At 70.7% G+C, this 22,301-nt stretch carries 22 protein-coding genes and 1 pseudogene; 18 read left to right on the forward strand and 5 right to left on the reverse strand.

Annotated features, from left to right (window positions below):
- The 4 genes and pseudogenes from AB0C84_RS12690 to AB0C84_RS12705 form a co-directional block, all read left to right on the forward strand.
- Positions 1-439: pseudogene (locus tag AB0C84_RS12690) on the forward strand (DNA-directed RNA polymerase subunit beta); the annotation flags it as partial.
- A 19-nt stretch (positions 440-458) separates the two neighbouring features.
- The gene (locus tag AB0C84_RS12695) at positions 459-4,331 is read left to right on the forward strand and encodes a DNA-directed RNA polymerase subunit beta' (RefSeq protein WP_179845917.1); all 3,873 of its coding nucleotides are present in this window, start codon (positions 459-461) and stop codon (positions 4,329-4,331) included.
- A gap of 322 nt (positions 4,332-4,653) precedes the next feature.
- Complete coding sequence (locus tag AB0C84_RS12700) at positions 4,654-4,887, forward strand: hypothetical protein (protein WP_361064768.1); 234 nt, start codon at positions 4,654-4,656, stop codon at positions 4,885-4,887.
- Between the two features lie 306 nt (positions 4,888-5,193).
- Positions 5,194-5,400 carry a hypothetical protein gene (locus AB0C84_RS12705; protein ID WP_361064771.1) on the forward strand — a complete coding sequence of 69 codons (207 nt, stop codon included), beginning with the start codon at positions 5,194-5,196 and terminating at the stop codon, positions 5,398-5,400.
- Between the two features lie 137 nt (positions 5,401-5,537).
- On the opposite strand, the gene AB0C84_RS12710 is transcribed toward AB0C84_RS12705, so the two are convergent.
- Positions 5,538-6,986 carry a serine hydrolase domain-containing protein gene (locus tag AB0C84_RS12710; protein WP_361064773.1) on the reverse strand — a complete coding sequence of 483 codons (1,449 nt, stop codon included), beginning with the start codon at positions 6,984-6,986 and terminating at the stop codon, positions 5,538-5,540.
- A gap of 66 nt (positions 6,987-7,052) precedes the next feature.
- Between AB0C84_RS12710 and AB0C84_RS12715 the strand changes: the two genes are divergently transcribed.
- The 3 genes from AB0C84_RS12715 to AB0C84_RS12725 all read left to right on the forward strand — a co-directional run bounded on the left by AB0C84_RS12715 (position 7,053) and on the right by AB0C84_RS12725 (position 9,149).
- Entirely contained in the window at positions 7,053-7,697 is a 645-nt protein-coding gene (locus AB0C84_RS12715) for a TetR/AcrR family transcriptional regulator (RefSeq protein ID WP_361064776.1), read from the forward strand.
- Positions 7,698-7,837: 140 nt separating this feature from the next.
- Entirely contained in the window at positions 7,838-8,782 is a 945-nt protein-coding gene (locus tag AB0C84_RS12720) for an NADP-dependent oxidoreductase (RefSeq protein WP_361064779.1), read from the forward strand.
- Positions 8,783-8,795: 13 nt separating this feature from the next.
- The gene (locus AB0C84_RS12725) at positions 8,796-9,149 is read left to right on the forward strand and encodes a hypothetical protein (protein WP_361064782.1); all 354 of its coding nucleotides are present in this window, start codon (positions 8,796-8,798) and stop codon (positions 9,147-9,149) included.
- A 66-nt stretch (positions 9,150-9,215) separates the two neighbouring features.
- Here the strand turns inward: AB0C84_RS12725 and AB0C84_RS12730 are convergent, their stop codons facing one another.
- Complete coding sequence (locus tag AB0C84_RS12730) at positions 9,216-10,094, reverse strand: NAD(P)H-binding protein (RefSeq protein WP_361064784.1); 879 nt, start codon at positions 10,092-10,094, stop codon at positions 9,216-9,218.
- A 45-nt stretch (positions 10,095-10,139) separates the two neighbouring features.
- On the opposite strand from AB0C84_RS12730, the gene AB0C84_RS12735 reads away from it, so the two are divergent.
- The 5 genes from AB0C84_RS12735 (at position 10,140) to AB0C84_RS12755 (ending at position 13,704) form a co-directional block, all read left to right on the forward strand.
- Positions 10,140-10,514 carry a MerR family transcriptional regulator gene (locus AB0C84_RS12735; protein WP_361064787.1) on the forward strand — a complete coding sequence of 125 codons (375 nt, stop codon included), beginning with the start codon at positions 10,140-10,142 and terminating at the stop codon, positions 10,512-10,514.
- A gap of 73 nt (positions 10,515-10,587) precedes the next feature.
- Entirely contained in the window at positions 10,588-10,989 is a 402-nt protein-coding gene (locus tag AB0C84_RS12740) for a hypothetical protein (protein WP_361064790.1), read from the forward strand.
- 118 nt (positions 10,990-11,107) lie between these two features.
- A complete protein-coding gene (locus AB0C84_RS12745; protein ID WP_361064793.1) occupies positions 11,108-12,034 on the forward strand; it encodes a phosphotransferase in 927 nt (308 codons plus the stop codon).
- Between the two features lie 268 nt (positions 12,035-12,302).
- A complete protein-coding gene (locus AB0C84_RS12750; RefSeq protein WP_361064795.1) occupies positions 12,303-13,325 on the forward strand; it encodes a DNA polymerase IV in 1,023 nt (340 codons plus the stop codon).
- A 130-nt stretch (positions 13,326-13,455) separates the two neighbouring features.
- Positions 13,456-13,704 (forward strand): hypothetical protein, encoded by a 249-nt coding sequence (locus tag AB0C84_RS12755; RefSeq protein WP_179845932.1) that lies wholly within the window; start codon positions 13,456-13,458, stop codon positions 13,702-13,704.
- Between the two features lie 62 nt (positions 13,705-13,766).
- Here AB0C84_RS12755 and AB0C84_RS12760 read toward each other — a convergent pair whose 3' ends face one another.
- The gene (locus AB0C84_RS12760; protein WP_361064797.1) at positions 13,767-14,990 is read right to left on the reverse strand and encodes a CU044_5270 family protein; all 1,224 of its coding nucleotides are present in this window, start codon (positions 14,988-14,990) and stop codon (positions 13,767-13,769) included.
- 3 nt (positions 14,991-14,993) lie between these two features.
- A complete protein-coding gene (locus AB0C84_RS12765) occupies positions 14,994-15,557 on the reverse strand; it encodes a sigma-70 family RNA polymerase sigma factor (protein WP_258944742.1) in 564 nt (187 codons plus the stop codon).
- Positions 15,558-16,125: 568 nt separating this feature from the next.
- Here AB0C84_RS12765 and AB0C84_RS12770 point away from each other — a divergent pair.
- The gene (locus AB0C84_RS12770; protein ID WP_361064800.1) at positions 16,126-16,581 is read left to right on the forward strand and encodes a hypothetical protein; all 456 of its coding nucleotides are present in this window, start codon (positions 16,126-16,128) and stop codon (positions 16,579-16,581) included.
- Between the two features lie 140 nt (positions 16,582-16,721).
- On the opposite strand, the gene AB0C84_RS12775 is transcribed toward AB0C84_RS12770, so the two are convergent.
- The gene (locus AB0C84_RS12775) at positions 16,722-17,204 is read right to left on the reverse strand and encodes an Lrp/AsnC family transcriptional regulator (protein WP_179845935.1); all 483 of its coding nucleotides are present in this window, start codon (positions 17,202-17,204) and stop codon (positions 16,722-16,724) included.
- 34 nt (positions 17,205-17,238) lie between these two features.
- On the opposite strand from AB0C84_RS12775, the gene AB0C84_RS12780 reads away from it, so the two are divergent.
- The 5 genes from AB0C84_RS12780 to rpsG all read left to right on the forward strand — a co-directional run bounded on the left by AB0C84_RS12780 (position 17,239) and on the right by rpsG (position 22,277).
- Positions 17,239-18,078: an EamA family transporter gene (locus AB0C84_RS12780; protein ID WP_361064804.1), complete on the forward strand. Its 840-nt coding sequence runs from the start codon at positions 17,239-17,241 to the stop codon at positions 18,076-18,078.
- 11 nt (positions 18,079-18,089) lie between these two features.
- A complete protein-coding gene (locus AB0C84_RS12785; RefSeq protein WP_361064807.1) occupies positions 18,090-19,070 on the forward strand; it encodes an aldo/keto reductase in 981 nt (326 codons plus the stop codon).
- A gap of 242 nt (positions 19,071-19,312) precedes the next feature.
- Positions 19,313-20,842 (forward strand): hypothetical protein, encoded by a 1,530-nt coding sequence (locus tag AB0C84_RS12790; protein ID WP_361064810.1) that lies wholly within the window; start codon positions 19,313-19,315, stop codon positions 20,840-20,842.
- A gap of 590 nt (positions 20,843-21,432) precedes the next feature.
- Positions 21,433-21,807, forward strand: a complete 375-nt coding sequence (gene rpsL / locus AB0C84_RS12795; protein ID WP_021597495.1) for a 30S ribosomal protein S12 — start codon at positions 21,433-21,435, stop codon at positions 21,805-21,807.
- Entirely contained in the window at positions 21,807-22,277 is a 471-nt protein-coding gene (gene rpsG / locus AB0C84_RS12800; RefSeq protein ID WP_179845939.1) for a 30S ribosomal protein S7, read from the forward strand. Before rpsL ends, rpsG begins: the two co-directional genes overlap by 1 nt.
- Positions 22,278-22,301: the final 24 nt, after the last annotated feature.

Consider the following 22,301-nt stretch of genomic DNA (forward strand, 5'->3'; position numbering starts at 1 on the left):
CCACCTGGTCGACGACAAGATCCACGCTCGTTCGACCGGCCCGTACTCCATGATCACCCAGCAGCCGCTCGGCGGTAAGGCCCAGTTCGGCGGCCAGCGCTTCGGTGAGATGGAGGTCTGGGCACTGGAGGCCTACGGCGCCGCCTACGCCCTCCAGGAGCTGCTGACCATCAAGTCCGACGACGTCCTCGGCCGCGTGAAGGTCTACGAGGCCATCGTCAAGGGCGAGAACATCCCCGAGCCCGGCATTCCCGAGTCCTTCAAGGTGCTCATCAAGGAGATGCAGTCGCTGTGCCTCAACGTCGAGGTGCTCTCCAGCGACGGCATGTCCATCGAGATGCGCGACACCGACGAGGACGTCTTCCGCGCCGCGGAGGAGCTCGGCATCGACCTCTCCCGCCGCCCGAACGAGGGCGCGATGAGCGTCGACGAGGTCTGAGAACTCAAGGGGAAAACAGTTGCTTGACGTCAACTTCTTCGACGAGCTTCGCATCGGTCTGGCGACCGCCGACGACATCCGCCAGTGGTCGCACGGCGAGGTGAAGAAGCCGGAGACGATCAACTACCGGACCCTCAAGCCGGAGAAGGACGGGCTCTTCTGCGAGAAGATCTTCGGTCCTACCCGCGACTGGGAGTGCTACTGCGGTAAGTACAAGCGCGTCCGGTTCAAGGGCATCATCTGCGAGCGCTGCGGCGTCGAGGTGACCCGCGCCAAGGTGCGCCGTGAGCGGATGGGCCACATCGAGCTGGCCGCGCCCGTCACGCACATCTGGTACTTCAAGGGCGTCCCGTCCCGGCTCGGCTACCTGCTGGACCTGGCCCCGAAGGATCTCGAGAAGATCATCTACTTCGCGGCCTACATGATCACCAGCGTGGACGCCGAGCGGCGCGACCGCGACCTGCCGACGCTGGAGGCCCACATCTCCGTGGAGCGCCAGCAGATCGAGCAGGCCCGCGACGCGCAGGTCGAGGCCCGCCAGCAGAAGCTGGAGGGCGACCTGGCGGAGCTGGAGGAGGCCGGCGCGAAGGCCGACCAGAAGCGCAAGGTGCGCGACGGCGCCGAGCGGGAGATGAAGCAGCTGCGCGACCGCGCGCAGCGCGAACTCGACCGCCTCGACGAGGTCTGGAGCCGCTTCAAGAACCTCAAGGTCCAGGACCTCGAGGGCGACGAGCTGCTCTACCGCGAGATGCGCGACCGGTTCGGCAAGTACTTCGAGGGCGGCATGGGCGCCGCGGCCATCCAGGCGCGGCTGCAGAACTTCGACCTCGACGCCGAGGCCGAGAAGCTGCGCGACATCATCCGCACCGGCAAGGGCCAGAAGAAGGCCCGCGCCCTCAAGCGGCTGAAGGTCGTCTCGGCGTTCCTCAACACCCGCAACAGCCCGCTCGGCATGGTGCTGGACTGCATCCCGGTCATCCCGCCGGACCTGCGTCCCATGGTCCAGCTGGACGGCGGCCGGTTCGCCACGTCCGACCTGAACGACCTGTACCGCCGGGTGATCAACCGCAACAACCGGCTCAAGCGCCTGCTCGACCTCGGCGCTCCCGAGATCATCGTCAACAACGAGAAGCGGATGCTGCAGGAGGCCGTCGACGCGCTGTTCGACAACGGCCGCCGCGGCCGCCCGGTCACCGGGCCCGGCAACCGTCCGCTGAAGTCGCTGTCCGACATGCTCAAGGGCAAGCAGGGCCGGTTCCGGCAGAACCTGCTGGGCAAGCGCGTCGACTACTCCGGCCGTTCGGTCATCGTCGTCGGCCCGCAGCTGAAGCTGCACCAGTGCGGCCTGCCCAAGCAGATGGCGCTGGAGCTGTTCAAGCCGTTCGTCATGAAGCGGCTGGTCGACCTCAACCACGCGCAGAACATCAAGTCCGCCAAGCGGATGGTCGAGCGGGCCCGCCCGGTCGTGTGGGACGTGCTGGAAGAGGTCATCACCGAGCACCCGGTGCTGCTGAACCGGGCGCCGACCCTGCACCGGCTCGGCATCCAGGCGTTCGAGCCGCAGCTGGTCGAGGGCAAGGCCATCCAGATCCACCCGCTCGTCTGCACCGCGTTCAACGCGGACTTCGACGGCGACCAGATGGCGGTGCACCTGCCGCTGTCCGCCGAGGCGCAGGCCGAGGCGCGGATCCTGATGCTGTCGACCAACAACATCCTGAAGCCGTCGGACGGCAAGCCCGTCACCATGCCCACCCAGGACATGGTCATCGGCCTGTACTGGCTGACGACGCAGAAGGACGGGGCGGTGGGCGAGGGCCGTGCGTTCGGCTCGATCGGCGAGGCCATCATGGCCTACGACCGGCACGAGCTGGACCTGCAGGCCCGGATCCAGATCCGGCTCAAGGACGTCCCGCCGCCGCGCGGCTGGAAGGCGCCCGAGGGCTACGAGCCCGGCCGGCCCTACCGGCTGGAGACGACGCTCGGCCGCGCGATGTTCAACGAGACGCTGCCGGACGACTTCCCGTTCGTGGACGACGAGATCGGCAAGAAGCAGCTCTCGGCGATCGTCAACGAGCTGGCGGAGACCTACCCGAAGGTGGCCGTCGCCAACGCGCTGGACGCGCTGAAGAGCACCGGGTTCCACTGGGCGACCAGGTCCGGCGTCACGATCGCGATCGACGACGTCATCACGCCGCCCAACAAGGCGGAGATCCTGGGCGGCTACGAGGCGCGCGCCGAGAAGGTGCAGCGGGAGTTCAACCGCGGCCTGATCACCGACGACGAGCGCAAGCAGGAGCTCATCGAGATCTGGAACAAGGCCACCGCGGACGTCGCGGTGGACATGGAGAAGGCGTTCCCGAAGGCCAACCCGATCTGGATGATGATCCAGTCGGGCGCCCGCGGCAACCCGCTGCAGCTCCGCCAGATCGCCGGTATGCGCGGCCTGGTCTCCAACCCCAAGGGCGAGACCATCCCGCGTCCGATCAAGTCGTCCTTCCGCGAGGGCCTGTCGGTCGTCGAGTACTTCATCTCGACGCACGGCGCCCGCAAGGGCCTGGCCGACACCGCGCTGCGCACCGCCGACTCGGGTTACCTGACCCGGCGCCTGGTGGACGTCGCGCAGGACGTCATCGTCCGCGAGGAGGACTGCGGCACCGACCGCACGATCCCCTTCGAGGTCGCCGACCGCCTGCAGGACGGCACCCTGGTCAAGCTCGCCACCTCGGAGACGAGCCTGGTCGGCCGCACCATCGCCGAGGACGTCGTCGTCGACGGGACGGTCATCTTCCCCGCCGACACCGACCTGTCCGACGCGGTCGTGTCGCGCCTGGTCGAGGCGGGCGTGGAGAAGGTCCGCACCCGCAGCGCCCTGGTCTGCGAGGCCAAGATCGGTGTCTGCGCCGCCTGCTACGGCCGCTCGCTGGCCACCGGCAAGCGGGTGGACGTCGGTGAGGCCGTCGGCATCATCGCCGCGCAGTCCATCGGCGAGCCCGGCACGCAGCTGACGATGCGCACCTTCCACACCGGTGGTGTGGCGGGCGGCGACATCACGCACGGTCTGCCGCGTGTCCAGGAGCTGTTCGAGGCCCGCATCCCCAAGGGTGTGGCCCCGATCAGCGAGGTCGCCGGCCGCGTCAAGATCGACGAGACGGAGAAGGCCCGCAAGGTCGTCATCGTCCCGGACGACGGCTCCGACGAGATCGCCTACCCGGTGCCGATGCGGTCCCGCCTCCTGGTCAAGGAGGGCGAGTCCGTGGGCGTCGGCCAGCAGCTCATCGCGGGTGCGATCAACCCGCACGAGGTGCTGCGCATCCTCGGCCCGCGCGCCGTGCAGCTCCACCTCGTCCAGGAGGTGCAGGAGGTGTACCGGTCGCAGGGCGTGTCGATCCACGACAAGCACATCGAGATCATCGTTCGCCAGATGCTGAAGCGGGTGAACATCCTGGAGTCGGGCGACACCGACCTGCTCCCGGGTGATCTGGTCGAGCGTCCGATCTTCGAGGAGACGAACCGGAACGTCGTGGCCGAGGGCGGGGTCCCCGCCGCCGGCCGTCCCGTCCTGATGGGCATCACCAAGGCCTCGCTCGCGACCGAGTCGTGGCTGTCGGCGGCGTCCTTCCAGGAGACGACCCGGGTGCTCACCGAGGCCGCGATGCACGCCAAGAGCGACCCGCTGCTCGGCCTCAAGGAGAACGTCATCATCGGCAAGCTCATCCCGGCCGGTACCGGCATGCCGCAGTACCGCAACGTCCGGGTCGAGCCGACCGAGGAGGCGAAGGCGGCGGTGTACTCCGTCGGCTCCTACGACGACGGCGCCGAGTACGCCTTCGGGCAGGGCTCCGGCGAGGCCGTCCCGCTGGAGGAGTACGACTTCGGTCAGTACAACCGCTGAGTCGGCCGACACGCACCGACGAGGCACAAGGCGAGGCCCCTTCCGGGTTCCGGAAGGGGCCTCGCCCTTTTCCGGTCCGGCAGGTCTTCGATGCCGCATGCCGCATGCCGCATGCCGCATGCCGCATGCCGCATGCCGCATGCCGCATGCCGCACCCGCGGGCCCGGCCTGATCGATGCGGTCCTGCCCGAACGGACCGCTTTCGCGGGTGGTGACGTGTGTGCGGGCAGGCGCCGACTGGCGTTCCCCTCTCCTTCCTGGACGGTCTCTGGTAAGCAGTCCCGCTTTCGGGACCCAATCGAAACACCAGAGGGAGAAAGTCTTGCCCCACACCCACATCGTGCGTATGAGCGGCGACCCCAGGGCGGCCGCGCGGCAGGCGCTGATCGAGGCCGCCACCCGCAGCCAATCGGTGGAGCTGTGCTTCACCGGCACCCTCGACGACGTCTTCGAAGGCGACCACCACCAGGACCTGACCGTCCGGGTCAACCTCCGCGAGTCGGTGGAAACGGTCGTGGCCAGGATGCGCGAGGAGGCCCAGAACCAGCAGCGGTGACCTGATCACCGTCTTTCGTGAAGCGGGTCCGGCCACGCCGGGCCCGCTTCCTCTGTGCCGGGGGACGAGAGCACGCCGCGCCGATGCCCGGGTCAGCGTCCCGCCGACCGCGTCCGGCACTCGAAAGGACGCTCCGCGCCCCCGCAGCGCCTGAGCGCGCTCAACTTCAAGTGGGCTCTATCACATATATCGGAAAGACCGAAATACGTGCCTCCCTGTCTCGATCGCGGACGGTCTCACCTGTCCCTGCTGATCAGGCGGCAGGGTCGACCACGGTCGCACAAAACCGAGCAACGGAGCTTACCTATGTCCGGAAACGGCAACGGCAACAACAACAGCGGCAACAACAACGGTGGCAACGACGGCAACGGCACCGGCGGATCCGCCGGGTCCGGGCCGTCCCTCCAGGAGACCCTGGAGACGACCACCGGGCTGCTGGAGGCCAACCTGCAGGCGGGCGTGCCCGCCACGGAGGCCCTGGAGAACTCGCGCCCGCGGAACTGGAACAGCTGACGGTTCCCGCGCTCGCAACACCTTTCGCCCCCCGCACTCTGTGCGGGGGGCACTTCTCTGTGCTGACGCCGCCCGCGCCGCACCGACCGGTGAAGACCGCCGACCACCTGGTCGGCGTCCAGTTCGCCCCGGAGCCGCTACCGGGGCCGGCGGTGTACGCGGACGGCGAGGGTGAGGCGGAGGGCGGCCAGCACGGTTCCGGCGCACGCGGTGGCGCATGCGGCGACGAAGGCGTCGGGTGCCCAGGTCAGCAGCGGACGCAGTTGGCCCACACCACCCAGGGCCACGAGGGCGAGCAGGGGAGACGCGCCGACCACCGTCCACGCGGCGGTCGCCGCGATGCGAGGCGGCGCCGAGGCGGGACGGCGCAGGAGCAGGACCGACCGGCCGGCCGCCACGACCAGCGCGAGGCCCACCGCGGTGAGGCCCCAGACGGCCAGGAGGTATCCGGACGCGGACGGGGCGTCGCCCGGCTCCGCGCCGGCGAGCATCCGCGCGGCACCGAACCCGACCTGCATGATCGCCGCGTCCTGCGTGAGCCCGTACAGGTTCTGCTGCAGGACGAGGGCGACGTTCTGCCGCGGCAGCAGGAACAGCATCGCCGAGTAGCCGGGAGTCGCCCCCGTGTGCCAGACGGCCGTGTCGAGCGGCGCGTCCAGCCCGCCGACCCGCCAGCCCAGCCCGTAGCCCGTCCCGGCGCCGCCTTGGACTCGGCCCTCCTGGCGCATGAGCCGCGCCGACTCGGCGGTCAGGACGGGCGAGCCCGCCCGGAGCTGGAGGGACGCGAAGGCGGCCAGGTCGTCGAGGTCTCCGCCCAGGTACCCGTAGCCGGCGCCGTGCTCGTCGAACCCGTCGGCGGTCGCCGCGGGGACGCCCCAGAAGAACTGGTGCCCCGGCGGCAGCTTCCGCCTCCCGACGGATTCCGCGTCGGCGACGGTGCCGTCCATGCCCGCCGGGCCGAACACGGCCTGCCTCAGGTGGTCGGCGAAGGGGCGCCCGGTGACCGACTCGACCACGGCGGTGAGGACCAGGTAGTTCGCGCTGGTGTAGGCGTACTTCGTGCCCGGAGGGCCCAGCGGTTCGACGCCGTCCAAAGCGCCGAGACGTCCGGCGGCCCCGGGGCAGCCGGAACCGTGGCAGTCGGTGACCCTGGACGTGGCCGACGCGGGGATCCCGGCGGTCTGCTCCAGTAGGTGGCGGATCGTCACCTTGGCGGCGTGAGCCGGGCCGCCGAACCGGAAACCGGGCAGACGGTCGGTGACGGGGTCGTCCAGGCGCAGCCGCCCGGACTGGACGAGCGTCATGACGGCGGTCGCCGTGACGGGCTTGGCGATGGAGCCCCACAGGAAGGGTGTGCGCGGGGTGACGCGCTCGCCGCGTCCGTCCGTCCCCCAGGTCCGTTGGTGAAGCGGCCCGTCGCGGCCGACCACCGCGTAGCTGAGACCGGGCGAGTGCGTGGCCCTCATGCGGTCACGGACATAGGCGTCGATCTCGGCATACGGGCCGGCCGTCGCGGAGGCGGGGACCGGGGGGACGCAGAGCAGGAGGGTGAGCAGCGCGAGCAGGACCGCGGATCGAGAGTGCATGCGACGTCCTCGGAGTGAATAACCGTATGGTCGTACGGTTTTACCGTACGGCGATATGGTTATCAAGTGCCGAGGACCGCCGACCACGAGCAGCGCCGCCGCCAGATCGCCCTGGCGGTCTGCGCGCTCGTCTCCGAGCAGGGGATCGACGCCGTCACCGTCGCCCGCACGGCCGCCGCCGCGGGTATCTCGGTCGGGCTCGTGCAGCACTACTTCCGCACCAAGGACGACATGCTGCTGCACGCGTTCGCCCACGTCAGCGCGTCCATTCGCGGCCGGGTCGACGCGCGGATCCGGGCCGGGACCGAGCACCGCAGGCCCATCGCCCGGATCCTCGCCGAGGCGATGGCCGAGTTCCTGCCCCTGGACGAGACGCGCCGGACCGAGTTCCGCGTCGCCACGGCGTTCGCCGGGCGGGCCCTCGACGCCCCGGCCCTCGCCGAGGTCGACGTCGCGACCGCCCGCGCCCTGCGGGCCGACATCGCCCAGGCCGTCCACAACGGCAAGGAGTGCGGGGAGGTCGAGCCCGGCCTGGACCCGGTGCCCGCCGCCGTCCGGCTCGCCGCCGTCACGGAAGGACTCGGGATGCAGGTCTACCGAGACCCGGAGGTGCTGAACGGCGTCCCCACCGCGGACCTCGCGACCTCGGTCATCGACGCCGAACTGGCCGCCGTCTTCACCGGCGAGTGCCGCCAGTACCTGGATCGCTGATCTGCGCGCCCGCCTTGGACCAGAGACTGCCCGCAGCGCTCGTCCCGCCCATCATCGGACCGCCGGTCCTAGGGAGAACGGTCCGTTACTAAGCCGCCGGAATCAAGGCAGGCTCATGGGGCGGCCATCGAGGGCCGGCCTTGACGAGGAAGAGCGGTGATCACGCGATGAAGGCGGTGCGGTTCCACGAGTACGGCGGGATCGATGTCCTGCGAGTGGAGGAGGTGGAGCGGCCGGTGCCCGGCCCCGGGCAGGTGCTGGTGGAGGTCCGCGCGGCGGGGATCCAGCCCGGCGAGGCGCACATCCGGGAGGGCGGGCTGCACAGGCGCTGGCCGGCGACGTTCCCCTCCGGGCAGGGCACCGACCTGGCCGGTGTCGTGGTCGAGCTCGGCCCGGAAGTGCGCGGCTTCGCGGTGGGGGACGAGGTCCTCGGCTTCACCCATGACAGGGCGAGCCACGCGGAGTTCGTCGCGGTCGACGACGTCCGGCTGACGCCGCGCCCGGCAGGGCTTTCCTGGGACGTGGCCGGGTCGCTGCAGGTGGCGGGCGCGACCGCCTGGGCCTGCGTGTTCGCGGTCGACCTCGGACCGTCCGACACGGTCGTGGTCTCCGGCGCCGCGGGCGGTGTCGGGTCCCTCGCCGTGCAGCTCGCGCGGCGGCACGGCGCCACGGTGATCGGGCTGGCGAGCGAACCGAACCATGCCTGGCTGAAGGAGCACGGCGTCATCCCGGTCGAGTACGGGGACGGCGTGGCCGACCGGATCAGGGAGGCGTCCGGCGGGACCGTCGACGCGTTCATCGACACGTTCGGCACCGGCTACGTCGATCTGGCGGTGGAGCTGGGAGTGCGGCCCCAGCGGATCAACACGATCCGCGACTGGGGGACCGCGGCCAAGGTCGGCGCCCAGACCGCCGGGGAGAGCACGGCGTCGTGCGCGGCCGTCCTCGGTGAGCTGGCCCGCCTCGTCGCGCGCGGGGAGCTGGAAGTGACGATCGCCCGCGCCTACCCGCTGGCCCAGGTGCAGGACGCCTTCCGTGAACTGGAACAGCGCCACACCCACGGCAAGATCGTCCTCCGGCCCTGACCTGGAGGTGGGCATGAGCGACGAAGCGCCCCGAACCGGTGGACCCGAGGAATTGTCGGAGCGGCTGTCCGGCGCGGAGCCCAAGGTTCGTGAGCTGGCGGCCGCACGGCTCGGGGATCTGCTCATCAGTGCGTGCAGGGGCGGCTTGGACACGTCCCCGATCGTGCGGCCCCTCGTGGAGGCGCTCGCGCGAGAGGCCGACCCGGTGGTCCAGGAGGAGATCGCCCACTCCCTGGGACATCTCGTCGAGTACGGCACCGTCCCCGAGTCCATCGTGGAGCCTCTCCGGGAGTGCATGCCGCGCCTGTACCCGGAGGCCGCCGCCCACGTCACCGACGTCCTCGAAGCCGCCCGCTGGGAAGCCTGACCCGAGCAGCCGACCTTGGCCACGGCATCAGCGTCACCGCATGCGTGCAGGTAGCCGCGGTGGCGGTCACATGAACTCGGGCGCGTGGTCTGCGGCCCAGCTCGCGAAGGTGTCGGGCGGGCGGCCGGTGAGGCGCTCAATGTGGTCGGTGGTGCGGTCCGACCCGGGGCGCCGCACCGAGGCGGCGATCAGCGCTTCCACCAGTGGCTCGGGGCGGCCGTCCGCGAGCATCTGTGATCGTGCGAGGTCGGCGGGGACCGGCTGGAAGCGCAGGCGGCGCCGGAGGGCGGCACCGAGAAGGGCGACCTGATCGGTGCGGCTGAGGACCTCGGGGCCCGTCAGCACGTGCAGCCGCTGGTCTGGTTCGTGATGCGCGAGGAGTACGGCTGCGGCCGCATCGGCGACGTCGCGCTCGTCCACGACGGCCGTGCGCGCTATGTCGAGGCCTGACACCACGTCACCCGTCCGCAGTTGCGGTGCCCAGCCTCGGGTGTTGGAGGCCAACGTGTCACTGCGCAGCACAACGGGGTGCAAACCGGCTGCGTGGAGCAGGGCTTCCATGTCCGCGTGCACTTGGGCGATGGGATCGGACTGGCGGGCGGCTTCGTCGTCTATGGCGGTCGTGGACAGGTAGACGACACGGGGTGCCGCCGCGCTCAGATCCTCAATCAGGTCGTGGGCGGCGGCGGAATCGAGCATCGGCCACAGGAGGAGAACAGCGTCGATGCCCGTGAGCGCCTCACGGACGGAAGCAGGATCTGTGAGGTCGCCGACCACCGACTCGACTCCGGCGCGTGGAGCGGACTGGCGGCGCACGAGGATGCGCACGCGTGCTCCATCCGCTTGGAGACGGGCGACGACCTCTCGGCCGAGGTTGCCGGTCGCGCCGGTGACCAGGATCGATGGACGGGGGCGCGGGCCCCCGGGACGGGTGTCATCAGGCATGATCGGGACGTTAGGGGTTCAGGTCGGCATGAAGGCAAGGCGCGCGTGGTGAAGACGATCGGAGAAGCGGCCGCGGAACTCGGGATCGAAGCCCACGTCCTCCGGCACTGGGAGGACGCCGGGGCGCTCACGGTGCGGCGCGATGGCAACGGTTACCGCGTCTACGACGACGGCGCTCTGGAGCAAGCACGCACCGTGCTGAAACTGCGGCGGGTCGGGCTCTCGCTGCCCGAGGTCGTGGCGGCCATGGCACCGACCAGGTCGGCGGCACAGGCGGTCGTGAGGGCGAAGATCGGCGCACTCGAAGGCGAGATCGTCCACCGGCAGCAGGCGATCACCTTCCTGCGGCACACGGTCGAGTGCCGGCACCGGTATCTCGACGACTGCCCGGACTGTGCGGCTTTTGCGCGTGAAGCCTGAGCCCGCCCCTGTTAGGGAGTTCCAGAGTGTTTGCCGGGGCCGCACCCGTTCGGTTATGGCCTAACATCCCCGGATGACCGAACGGCTCCTATGGCGCTGCTTGGGTGCTCTCGCACCCGTCCTCGTCGGACTCTGCGTCCTCGGGTTCTGGGGCATGTCCGCTCTCGAGGCACGCGCCGACCGGGCCCGGGAGTTCGCCTGCGTCCATGACCGGGCCGCCGCGCACTGGAGCCACGGGTACGGGGCCTGGCTCCCCGTCGGCGTTCTCGCCGCCGCCGTACTGGCCCTCGTCCTCGCCGTCGCCGTCCTCGCGGCCGGCGCCCGCTCCCCCCTCTGGGCCCGCCTCCTCTGCTTCCCGACGGCACTGATCGCCGCCTTCGCCCTCGTCCTGGCCGCCGTCGTGACCCACGACCACTTCGCGTTCCCCGGCGGCGACATCTCCACCGTCAACAGCGCACCCTGCGGTGTCGGCTGACCATCTCCGGCAGGTCCGTCCGCGCCCCATCGGCGATGGGGCAGCCGCCTGCTCCTGAGTCTGCGCAGGACCGGAGCGGAGCAGTGCTGGCGGCCGGCCCGAGCGATAGCGTCGTCGGATGACGAAGGACGAGGCCGGAACGGGTGCCGGAAGGCAGGGGCGTGACCGTGGCGCCGACGTACGGGACGTGGTGGCGTCCCACATGCCCGGCTACGGCATCGACTCCGTGGTGCTGCTGGGAGAGGGCGAGGACAACATCGCCTTCTCGGTCAACGACGAGCTGATCGTCCGTTTCGGTAAGGAGCCCGACCCCGAAAGCCGGGCGGCGCAGGTTCGCGGTGAGGCCCGCCTGCTCGCCGCCGTCGCCGACGTGTCACCGGTGGCCGTGCCCGAGCCGAGCTTCACGGTGGCGGAGCGGGGCTGCCTGGCCTACTTCAGAATCCCCGGTCTCCCGCTGATCGATGCCGATCCGGCGCAGCGGTCGGCCCATGGCGGTTCCGTCGCCGTCGCGCTCGGGGAGCTCCTCGGCGCGCTGCATGCCGTTCCCGGCGGCGAGATGGCGGGCCTGGTGGGGACCGATGACGAGCCGATGACCGTGTGGGCGGAGGAGTCCGCGCAGATCTACGGCACGATCATCGGGGCGGTGCCGCCGCCACACCGTCCCGCCGTGGAGGCGTTCCTCGGCGCCGCGCCGCCGGCGGACCCGCGCGACCTGGTGTTCTCGCACAACGATCTGGGGATCGAACACGTCCTCGTCGACCCGGACGCCTGGACCGTGACCGGGGTCATCGACTGGAGCGACGCCGCGATCACTGATCCGGCCCGGGACTTCGGCCTGCTCTACCGCGACCTCGGCCCCGACGCCCTCGACCTCGCCCTGAGCGCATACCGGGCCGACGCCGAAGATGTCAGAGCGCGCGCGGGCTTCTACGCCAGGTGCGGTGTCCTGGAGGACATGGCCTACGGGCTCGGAACCGGGCACCGCAAGTACCTCGACAAGTCTCTCGCCGCACTGGAATGGCTTTTCCCTGTGGACGGCGGCTAGAAGCGCGACGTCCAGGCGAGAACCGGGGCTCAGGCAAGCCACGGCCGTCGCGCATCAGTTCGCGGCCCTTCAGCTCGTTCTCCTCGCGCCATGCCTGGATGCGGCGCGGGGTGATACGGAACCAGCAGTACGGCGCGGCCAGGGGACGCGGGTCGAAATCGGCGCGGGCCTTCGGCCACGCTAGCCGCAGGGCCGTGACCTGTGCTTCTTGATTCCTGATCAGCCCGGCCGGAGGAGTGCGTCCGGCCTGGTGCGGGACAATGGGGGTGTGGGTCGGTGGGTCCTGCATGTGGACTTGGACCAGTTCATCGCCGCCGTCGAGGTGCTCCGGCATCCGGAGCTCCGCGGGCGGCCGGTCGTCGTGGGCGGGGACGGCGATCCGAGCAAGCGCGGCGTGGTGAGCACGGCCTCCTACGAGGCGCGCGAGTTCGGCGTCCATTCGGGCCTGCCGCTGCGGACGGCGCTGCGGCGATGCCCGGACGCCGTGTTCCTGCCCGTCGACAGGGAGCTGTACGAGTCCGTCTCGGAGCAGGTCATGGCCGCGCTGCGCAGCCTTGGCGTCGTGGTGGAGGTGCTCGGGTGGGACGAGGCGTTCCTGGCCGTGGACGGCGATGACCCGGAGGCGACGGCCCGGGAGATCCGTGACCGGGTGCGGGCGGCGACAGGGCTCGAATGCACCGTGGGCATCGGGGAGAACAAGCTCCAGGCGAAGCTGGCGACCGGGTTCGGCAAACCCGCCGGGGTCTTCCGGCTCACCGGGGAGACCTGGTTCGCGGTGCTCGGCGACCGGCCGACCGACGCGCTGTGGGGGATAGGGGCCAAGACGGCCAAGCGGCTGAGGGGGCTCGGCATCGCCACGGTGGGCGACCTCGCGGCCGCGGATCCCGGCGCCCTGGCGAGGGAGGTCGGTCCCATGACCGGTCCCTGGCTGGTGCGGCTCGCCCAGGGGCGGGACGGTTCCCCGGTGAGCGACGCGCCGTACGTCCCGCGCTCGTGCGGCCGGGAGACCACCTTCCAGCGCGACCTGGACGACTGGGAGGACGTGCGCCGCGAGGTCGTCCGGCTGGCGCGGCGGGTCGCCGAGGACGTGGCCGCGGACGATAGGGACGTCGTCCGCGTCGTCGTCAAGGTCAGGTACGTGCCGTTCACCACCCGCACCCACGGCCGGGCGCTGGAGGCGCCGTCGAGCGAGCCGGCCCGGATCGAGGAGGCCGCCCTCGCCGCGCTCGACCGGTTCACCGGGCGGCGTCCGGTGCGGCTGCTGGGCGTCCGCGCCGAGTTCGCTCGATGACCTGCGAAGATGCCCGGACGATAGCCGGGAGGTGGCCGTCGGTTTTTTGACTCTTTGGTGCGTTTTGGCGTTTTCGGCGGCGGGGATGATGGCGGTCGTTGCTCGACGTACGCGACGGGGGAGAGAGCAGATGAAGAGGGTCATGACCGGGGCACTGATCGCCGCCGTGGTCGGGATCGGCGGAGTGGGCGGCGCGGCCGCCGCCCAGGCGTCCGACCCCGGCGAGCAGCCCGCGCGCCAGGACTGCCGCACCTACTCCAGCGTCAAGGAGTGCGGCCAGCCCAAGCTGAACGACAAGCAGCGCGCGTGCGTGACCTCGTCGGTCCAGCAGGGCATGACCGAACGCCGCGCCACGGTGGAGTGCTCCGCCTTCGCGTAGGACGCTGCTTGCGAAAGGGGCCCGCTCCGGGGGAGCGGGCCCCTTCGCCGTGGCCGGGAGAGTCAGCGCGGCGGTTGCGCGTTGGTCCACTCGGTGATCTGGAAGGCCCGGTAGGAGGCGACCTCGCCGGGCTTGTGGAACCGGTCGGGCATGTCCTTCGCCCTCAGCGCGCGCGGCCGGCCGTTGTCACCGGGAGGTAGCGGCCGGCTTCCGTGCGGCGGCTTCGCCACGAGGTCGCGGATGGCCAGCAGAGATCCGGTGCCAGGGTCGACGATGAACTGGCGCCGGTAGGTGCCGAGCTGCTTGGGGGCGGTGAACATGCCGAGGGGCGTGGTGGTCTTCAGCGGCAGCGACACCACCGTTCCGACGCGGCCGAGCGGATCCGTCGTCCGGCCCTCGGGCTTGACGCCGGGCATGTCGGAGAGCATCCGGAAGACCGCCGCCCGCACCTTGGGCGGCGCCGGTTCGGTGGACAGCAGTTCCCCGGCGACATCGCTGAGAGCCCGTATACGCTCCTGCCCCCGCAAGGCGCGGATCGGCTCCTCCTTCTCACCGTCCGTTGAGACCGCGTGCCAGTGCCCCTTGAGGCCCAGCAGGACCTTCTTCAGCGCCTCCGGTTCCGTGGGCAGCGCGGCGATCTGTCCCGGTGTCATGCCGTAGAACCGTTCGACGTACGGCGGCCACGGGGCTCCCCTGCCCGTCTTCGGGGACATGTCCAGGTTCACCTGTCCGCCTCCCCCTTCGGGATTCGGGGCGTGGACCCAGGACGGCGACCCCGCCGCCTGCCACTTCTGCTTGTCCTGCGGGGTGACGGGGAGACCCTGGAGGTCGAAGTGGGTGCCGCGGCTCAGACCGGTCCGGTCCGTCCACGTCTCGATCGCCTGCCTCGAATCGACCTTGTAGTGGTTCTCGGCGCTCTTGCCGACCGCGTAGATCTCGCCCATGACGGTCTTGATGTGCCAGTACTTCCCCGCCGGCGCCTTCGCGGCATTGGCCGCGGCCACCAGGAGCACGTTCCCGTTCAGGGGGACGGTGTTCTCCGCGCGGGGCTTGCCGGCCGGGTCGCCGTCCCCCGTGGAGACCAAGACGGCCACGGTCCCGGCGGCGACCGCGGCCGTGGCGGCCACGCTCAGCAACTGGATCCGCATACGGCCCGGATGGCGGGGGCGGGGCCGGGGACGCGCTCCGCCGCCGTCCCGCCAGTCGATGCGCTGGGCGAGCCGCTCCGGAGGCTCCTCCACGGCGAGCCCCGTGCGCATCTGCCGCAGGGCTTCGATGTCGTCCATGCTTCACTCCTCGGAGAGGGCCTTGCGTAGCTTGGCCCGGCTTCTGTGGATCTTGGCCTTGACGGTGCCGACCGGCAGGCCGAGCGTCTCCGCGATCTCGGCGTAGGACATCTCGCCCCACGCCAGCAGCAGGACGGCGTTGCGGTCCTGCGCGCCCAGCGAGGCCAGCGCCCGCGCCAGACCGGGACCGCACGCCGCGGCGGAGGCGCGCTCGCTGGCCCTGTCGGCGACCCCGTCCTCGGCGGGGTCGGTGCCGGTGCGGGCGAACGCCCGGTACATGCGGGTCTCCTGGCGGTGGTGCTTGGCGATCAGGTTGCTGGCGATGCCCCACAACCAGGCGCCGAACTCGGCGCGTCCGTCGAACCTGTCGCGCCGCCGGAAAGCGGTCGCGAACGCCTCCGCGACCACGTCGTCGGCGAGAGAACCGCCGAGGCGCCGCTTGACGTAGGCGTGCAGCCGCGGCGCGTGCCTGCGGAACAGCTCGCCGAAGGCTTCGGGGTCGTCGAGGGAGGCGGCGACGATCCGCGAATCGTCCAGCTCGTCCCTGGCATGGCTCACCATGGCCATAGGCGTCTCTTCATGGAGTGCGGTCTCCGTGTCCGGGGGGAGTACTGACACTCCCTCTATCCCGAACCCCATGCCCCAGTTGCGACTATTCGTCGGCCGCCTGCCACCCGGTCGGGGACCGGGACAGCGCGTTCGAGGACGGCTAGGAGGTCAGCCGGATGTGGGCGAGCTGCGAAGAGTCCGCGCTGAGCAGGCAGAACCCCGACCCCACATGGGTATCGTCACCGTCCAGCGGAGCGAATCTGGCCACGGCGACACTCCTCTCGCCAGCTCTCGCTGGCGACGTTACGCCCGCCGAAGGCGATCGAGAATGCCTGCCCCACACCGATGGCTTCAATGGGGCATCAGGAGAGGACCGCGCGGGACCGGTCGGCCGCGGCGTGGTGGCCGCCATCGGGAGGGTGCTCGCCGCTCGACCCGCGGCGTCTCGGAGCACCGCGCGGAAGCTGAGGCGTGCACTCCGGCTTGCCGGGACGGAGGGCGTGAGGACTGTCCCCACTGCGAGAAGCAAACAAGATCGGGCGGCGCCGTCTCGACGGCCGCGTCGCCCCTGCCCATAGGAGCTCCCATGAGCTACCCGCAACCCGCCCTTACGATTCCCCGCGTCACCGGCGACAACGCAGCCGAGCTCGACGCGGAGATCGAACGTTACGCGCGCGCGTTCTTCGGCACGGACGCCGAGCTGGCGTTCCCCGACCGGTACCACGCGAAGCTGACGAACGAGAATTTCAGCGACTCGAAGCTGTACGCGGTCGAGGGAGTGACCGTTCGGCGTGACTGGCCCAACCGGCGGAACACCGTGGAACGCCGGGTCGACCTTCCGACCGTCCGCGGCGGCGGCATCGCCGAGATCGAGGCCGAGATCAAGCGCCTCACGACCGAGTTCTTCGGTTCGGAGACCCGCATCACGCCGCAGGACGGGGAGTGCAAGGTGGTGCTCGTACCGGACGCGGAGGACGACAAGAAGTACGAGGTGAAGGGCGTGAGCGTCAAGCAGTCGGGCAAGTGGCCGACGGCGGCGTGACGTCCGCGCCGTGAACCCCATCAGGCCGTCATCACTTCGGTGACGGCCCCCTACCAGTGGCCCCTCGCATGCGCGAGGGGCCACTCTGCCGTGAGTCCGGCTCCAGGACGGGGGTGGCGGGTCCTGGCCGCAGGAGGGTGTCAGGGCAGGGGCAGCGGGCGGCGGGGGACCGGGGACGACTGGAGGATGGACGTCGTCGTCTTCGCGTACGGGGTGAAGCGGTCGAGGATCGGTTCGAGTTCCTCGACGGCGCGCAGGTGCGCGATGAAGTAGAAGCAGTCGTCGCCCGTGATGCGGTGGCACTCGACGATCTGCGGGACCTCGTCGGCGATCTTGGGGATGCGGCTCAGCTCGCGCGGGCCCGGGCTCACCCGGACCAGGACGGCGATCGGGAAGCCGAGCGCGACCGGATCGACGGTGGCGTGGTAGCCGGTGATGACGCCGGTGTCCTCCAGGCGCTGGACGCGCTCGGCGACGGCCGGGGCGGACAGCCCGACGCGGCGGCCCAGCTCGGCGATGGACGCCCGGCCGTCCCGCTGGAGCTCGGTGAGGATCCGTAGGTCGATCGGGTCGAGCGGCTTGGGTTCGTAGGCGCGGCCCGGTCGGCCCCTGCGGTTCGCCATTCCCCCAACTTACGGACAGGCCGACCATACGACCATGTCGTTTCCGCCGTGGTCGTACTTTGTCGGAAGTGCGGTCTTCCACTACCTGGGGCCCTCGTTCGCCGTGCTGTTGTTCCCCCGTGTCGGGCCCCTGGGCGTGGCGGGGATACGTATCTGGAGCGCCGCCGCCGTCTTCGCGGTCTGGCGCAGGCTATGGCGGACGTCCAGAGGCAGGAACCGGCGGACGGTTCTGGTGTGGGGCGCCGTGCTCGCGGCGATGAACGTGTCCTTCTATATGGCGATCGCGCGATTGCCCCTGGCGACGGTGGCGGCGATCGAGTTCTTGCCCGTCATCCTCCTGGCCGCCCTAGGGGTCAGGACAGGACGCAACATCGTCGCGCTCGGTGCGGCCGTTGGGGGCGTGTACGTCCTGACGGAGGTACGGATCGGAGGAGAGCCGCTCGGGTTCGTCTTCGCGTTCGCCAACGCCGCACTGTTCGCGCTGTACATCGTCGTCGCCCACAAGGCCGCGCGGTCCGACGCCGGGGGCATCGACGGGCTGGCCATGGCGATGGCCGCCGCGAGCGTGTTCGTCCTTCCCGTCGGCGGCGTGCAGGCCGTGCCGGCGCTGGCCGATCCGGTCGCGCTCGTCGCGGGGATCGGCGTCGGGATCTCCTCGTCCGTCATCCCGTACGTGTGCGACCAGTTCGCCATGGCGCGCCTCGGCCGTGCCACCTACGCGCTGATGGTGTCGCTGCTCCCGGCGACCGCGACCGTGACCGGGCTCGTGGTGCTGCGGCAGGTGCCGACGCCGGCGGAGATCGCCGGCGTGGGGTTGGTGGTCGCCGGGGTGGCGGTGCACCGTGGAGAAGTTGAGAAACGCGGAGAACCCTGAGAGGAGAGGTCATGGAACAGGTGCGGCTCGGGAAGACCGGGATGAAGGTGTCGCGGATCTGCCTCGGCATGATGAGTTACGGCGACCCGGCGGTGCGGCCGTGGGCCTTGGACGAGGACGCGGCGGAGCCGATCGTCCGGCGGGCCGTGGAGGGCGGCGTCACGTTCTTCGACACCGCCGACGTGTACTCCGTGGGCGTCAGCGAGGAGATAACCGGACGTCTCCTGCCGAAGTTCTTCTCCCGCAGGGACGATTACGTGCTGGCGACCAAGGTGTGCCTCCCCATGGGAGACGGCCCGAACGACCAGGGCCTGTCGCGCAAGCACATCATGGCGGGCATCGACGCCTCCCTCAGGCGTCTCGGAGCCGACTACGTCGACCTGTACCAGATTCACCGCTGGGATTACGGGACGCCCATCGAGGAGACCATGGAGGCCCTGCACGACGTGGTGAAGTCGGGCAAGGCCAGGTACATCGGGGCGTCCAGCATGTACGCCTGGCAGTTCGCCAAGGCGCAGCACGTCGCCGACCGGCAAGGCTGGACGAAGTTCGTGGCGATGCAGAACCACTACAACCTTGTCTACCGAGAGGAGGAGCGGGAGATGATTCCGCTCTGCCTCGACCAGGGGGTGGGCGTCATTCCGTGGAGCCCGCTCGCGCGGGGGATGCTCGCGGGCAACAGGGAGAGGGGCGGCGAGCGCAAGACCGTCCGGTCCCAGAACGACTCTTTCGGCGACAGCCTCTACGGGGAAGCGGACTTCGACGTCGTGGACGCCGTGCGCGAGGTCGCGGCGGAGCGGGGCGTCCCGGCGGCGCAGGTGGCGCTCGCGTGGCTGCTCGCCAAGCCGGGGGTGACGGCGCCGATCGTGGGAGCGACGAAGCTCACTCACATGGACGACGCGGTCGCCGCCGCGGACCTCCAGCTGGAGGACAAGGAGATCGAGCGGATGCAGGCCCCGTACCGGCCCCACACGGTCATCGGGCATTCCTGACGGATCCGACGGAGGACGCCTCCGGGGCGGAACGCTCCGGAGGCGTCCCGCGTCTATCAGGGGTGGTGATTTGCGATACCACCGGCGATCGGGGCAGGCTGGTGGCGAGAACGCCCACGCATGGCAAGCCCGCCAGGTGGGGACATGGGTGACAAGGTTCGGAGGCCGCGTTATGCGCCGCGCGTCTCCGGACTTCCGGGAGCTGAGGAGCCCCGGGACGACGGCGCTGAAGGAGCCCGACGATGACCGAGAACGACGGCACGCAGGGACCGCAGCGGCCGATGCCGGAGGATGAGGGGCACCCCAGGCCGCCGGAGGGCCAGGAGCCCCCCGCCCGGCCGCTGGGTGACCGCACCGTGGTGTTCGGTGCTCCGCAGTTGGGCGGCCAGTCCCCGGCACCGCCGGCGCAGCCCCGCGACGAGGAGCGGCAGGCGCCGCCCCCGCCGCCCCCCACGATGGTCGAGCAGCCGATGCAGCAGTTCGGCGAGCAGCCCCCGCCCCCGCCCCCCTACGGCGCCCCGCAGGACCAGCAGCCCCAGTACGGGCAGCCGCCCGCCGGGCAGATGCCCTACGGCACGCCTCCCGGGCCGGGCGGATTCCCGCCCCCGCAGGAGCAGCAGCCGCCCCCGCAGTACGAGCCGCCCCAGCAGTACGGCCAGCAGCAGTACGGTCAGCAGCCGGAGCAGTCCCCGTACGGGCAGCAGCCTGAGCAGCCGTACGGGCAGCAGCCTCCGCAGCAGCAGTCCGGGTACCCGCAGCAGCCGATGCACGGCGCGCCCCGGGACCAGCGGCCGCAGTACGGCCAGCAGCAGTACGGCGAGCAGCCGCGGCCCGAGCAGCCGCAGGAGTCCGGCACCGACCGGACGCTGATCGTCCCGGGTCCGGCGGGAGCGCCGGAGCAGCCGCAGCGGCCCGTGGTGGACGACCAGGCGACGCTGCACTGGTCGCCCGGCACCGACATCCCGGTCGCCACCGGCCCCGAGCGCAGGCAGGAGCCCCCGGCCGAGCCGTGGCAGGCCCCGGCCCCGACCCCGCCGTCCACGCCAGAGCCGTGGTCGCCGGAGTCGTCCCAGCCCGGCGGTCAGCAGGGGCAGTCCGACCACGAGCGGACGATGATGGTCCCGCCGCCCGACTCCGGCTACGGCGCCGGGTCGCAGCAGACCGGCCCCTCGGTGGACGACCTGTACCGCCCGCCCGGCGAGGGCAACGTGGAGGACGCGCGCCCGACCGAGGCGTTCGACCCGTCCGCCGCCTCCCAGGGCAGGCACGCCGCCGACTCGTCCGGCATGGCCGAGCACACCCGGCTCGACATCGGCCAGCAGCAGTGGGGCCAGCAGCAGCCGCAGCAGCAGCAGCAGGGCTACGGCCAGCAGCAGTACGCCCAGGGCGGCGAGCAGCAGGGTTACGGTCAGCAGCAGTACGGCGAGCAGCAGTACGGCGGCCAGCAGGGCGAGCAGCAGCAACAGCAGTTCGGCCAGCAGGGCCAGTACGGCCAGCAGCAGGGCTACGGCGAGCAGCAGGGTTACGGTCAGCAGCAGTACGGCCCGCCCGGCGGCGAGCAGCAGCAGGGCCAGCAGTTCGGCCAGCAGCAGTACGGGCAGCAAGGCCAGCAAGGCCAGCAGCAGTACGGGCAGCAGGCTCAGTACGGCCAGCCGTCCACCTACGGTGGCGAAGAGGGCGGCAAGGGCAACAAGAACACGCTCCTGCTGGTCGGCGGCGGCGTCGCGGTCGTGGTGATCCTCGTCGTCCTGGTGGTCGCCTTCGTCCTGTAGGACGCGAAACTCCCAGAACGCGAGACGGCCGGGGACGCAAAAACTGCTCCACGACTTTCCCAAACACGGGAACGTGGGTAACAATGCAGCAGAGGCGACCCCGGCCGTCGACGACCCGGGCCCCGCGATCGCGTGCGAAGCCAGATTCGAGCTTGCGAGAACCTGATCGCGCAGCGAGCCGCAAGGCGAGACGGAGCGATGCCAGCGATCGCCCGCGTTTCTCGACGATGGAGGGCCGCCAGGCCCGAAGGAGGAGAGAGGCGCAGTAGGCACAGCCCCCTCGCTTTGCACTTTGGCTGAGTGGTCGGTAACCTCTTCACTTGTGCCCGCTGTGTGCGGGCCGCTATGCGTGCGCGTCGGCGAGGCCGGTTGGCCGGCCCCAGCGTGCCGCATCTACTCCCCGGCTTGATTCGGCCCAGTTAGGGCCGGGCGGTCTGTGTCGGTTTCGCGCGGTTGTATTTCCGTGGGGCGGCGACACGCCCGACCGCGTGGGTCGGAGAGGTCGGGAAACCGGCAGGTCACAGCCTCACCTGAGGTGGTGATTGCAGCAATAGGACTTACCGGCTCGGTACGAGGAAGACGGAGACGCGGTGCCCACGATCCAGCAGCTGGTCCGCAAGGGCCGCCAGGACAAGGTGACCAAGAACAAGACGCCCGCGCTCAAGGGCAGCCCCCAGCGCCGGGGCGTCTGCACGCGCGTCTACACCACGACGCCAAAGAAGCCGAACTCCGCGCTCCGGAAGGTCGCCCGTGTCCGGCTGACCAGCGGGATCGAGGTCACGGCCTACATCCCCGGCGTCGGCCACAACCTGCAGGAGCACTCGATCGTGCTCGTGCGCGGCGGCCGTGTGAAGGACCTCCCCGGCGTTCGGTACAAGATCATTCGCGGCTCCCTCGACACCCAGGGCGTCCGGAACCGCAAGCAAGGGCGCAGCCACTACGGCGCGAAGAAGGAGAAGAGCTGATGCCGCGCAAGGGCCCCGCTGGCAAGCGCCAGCTGATCGCTGACCCGGTGTACAACTCGCCGCTGGTCACCGCGCTCATCAACAAGGTTCTGCTGGACGGCAAGCGCTCCATCGCGCAGAGCATCGTGTACGACGCCCTGGAGGGCGCCCGCGAGAAGACCGGCAACGACCCGGTCGTCACGCTCAAGCGCGCGCTCGACAACGTCAAGCCCACCCTGGAGGTGCGCAGCCGCCGCGTCGGTGGCGCGACCTACCAGGTCCCCGTCGAGGTCCGGCCGGCTCGCAGCACCACCCTCGCGCTGCGCTGGCTGGTGCTCTACGCCCGGCAGCGGCGTGAGAAGACGATGATGGAGCGGCTGATGAACGAGCTGCTCGACGCGAGCAACGGTCTCGGCGCGTCTGTCAAGAAGCGCGAGGACACGCACAAGATGGCGGAGTCCAACAAGGCCTTCGCCCACTACCGCTGGTAATCCCGGCGGATCTGCAACGACGAG

This window comes from Actinomadura sp. NPDC048955 (genome assembly GCF_040649435.1).
Classification (GTDB): Bacteria; Actinomycetota; Actinomycetes; order Streptosporangiales; family Streptosporangiaceae; genus Spirillospora; species Spirillospora luteofluorescens.

What these genes read in the sequence shown, in the direction of transcription:
- AB0C84_RS12705 (WP_361064771.1), top strand. Translation starts at nt 5,194, where the DNA reads ATGTCCGGAAACGGCAACGGCAACAACAACAGCGGCAACAACAACGGT.
- AB0C84_RS12710 (WP_361064773.1), bottom strand. Translation starts at nt 6,986, where the DNA reads ATGCACTCTCGATCCGCGGTCCTGCTCGCGCTGCTCACCCTCCTGCTC.
- AB0C84_RS12725 (WP_361064782.1), top strand. Translation starts at nt 8,796, where the DNA reads ATGAGCGACGAAGCGCCCCGAACCGGTGGACCCGAGGAATTGTCGGAG.
- AB0C84_RS12730 (WP_361064784.1), bottom strand. Translation starts at nt 10,094, where the DNA reads ATGCCTGATGACACCCGTCCCGGGGGCCCGCGCCCCCGTCCATCGATC.
- AB0C84_RS12740 (WP_361064790.1), top strand. Translation starts at nt 10,588, where the DNA reads ATGACCGAACGGCTCCTATGGCGCTGCTTGGGTGCTCTCGCACCCGTC.
- AB0C84_RS12745 (WP_361064793.1), top strand. Translation starts at nt 11,108, where the DNA reads ATGACGAAGGACGAGGCCGGAACGGGTGCCGGAAGGCAGGGGCGTGAC.
- AB0C84_RS12755 (WP_179845932.1), top strand. Translation starts at nt 13,456, where the DNA reads ATGAAGAGGGTCATGACCGGGGCACTGATCGCCGCCGTGGTCGGGATC.
- AB0C84_RS12760 (WP_361064797.1), bottom strand. Translation starts at nt 14,990, where the DNA reads ATGGACGACATCGAAGCCCTGCGGCAGATGCGCACGGGGCTCGCCGTG.
- AB0C84_RS12765 (WP_258944742.1), bottom strand. Translation starts at nt 15,557, where the DNA reads ATGGCCATGGTGAGCCATGCCAGGGACGAGCTGGACGATTCGCGGATC.
- AB0C84_RS12770 (WP_361064800.1), top strand. Translation starts at nt 16,126, where the DNA reads ATGAGCTACCCGCAACCCGCCCTTACGATTCCCCGCGTCACCGGCGAC.
- AB0C84_RS12775 (WP_179845935.1), bottom strand. Translation starts at nt 17,204, where the DNA reads ATGGCGAACCGCAGGGGCCGACCGGGCCGCGCCTACGAACCCAAGCCG.
- AB0C84_RS12780 (WP_361064804.1), top strand. Translation starts at nt 17,239, where the DNA reads ATGTCGTTTCCGCCGTGGTCGTACTTTGTCGGAAGTGCGGTCTTCCAC.
- AB0C84_RS12785 (WP_361064807.1), top strand. Translation starts at nt 18,090, where the DNA reads ATGGAACAGGTGCGGCTCGGGAAGACCGGGATGAAGGTGTCGCGGATC.
- AB0C84_RS12790 (WP_361064810.1), top strand. Translation starts at nt 19,313, where the DNA reads ATGACCGAGAACGACGGCACGCAGGGACCGCAGCGGCCGATGCCGGAG.
- rpsG (WP_179845939.1), top strand. Translation starts at nt 21,807, where the DNA reads ATGCCGCGCAAGGGCCCCGCTGGCAAGCGCCAGCTGATCGCTGACCCG.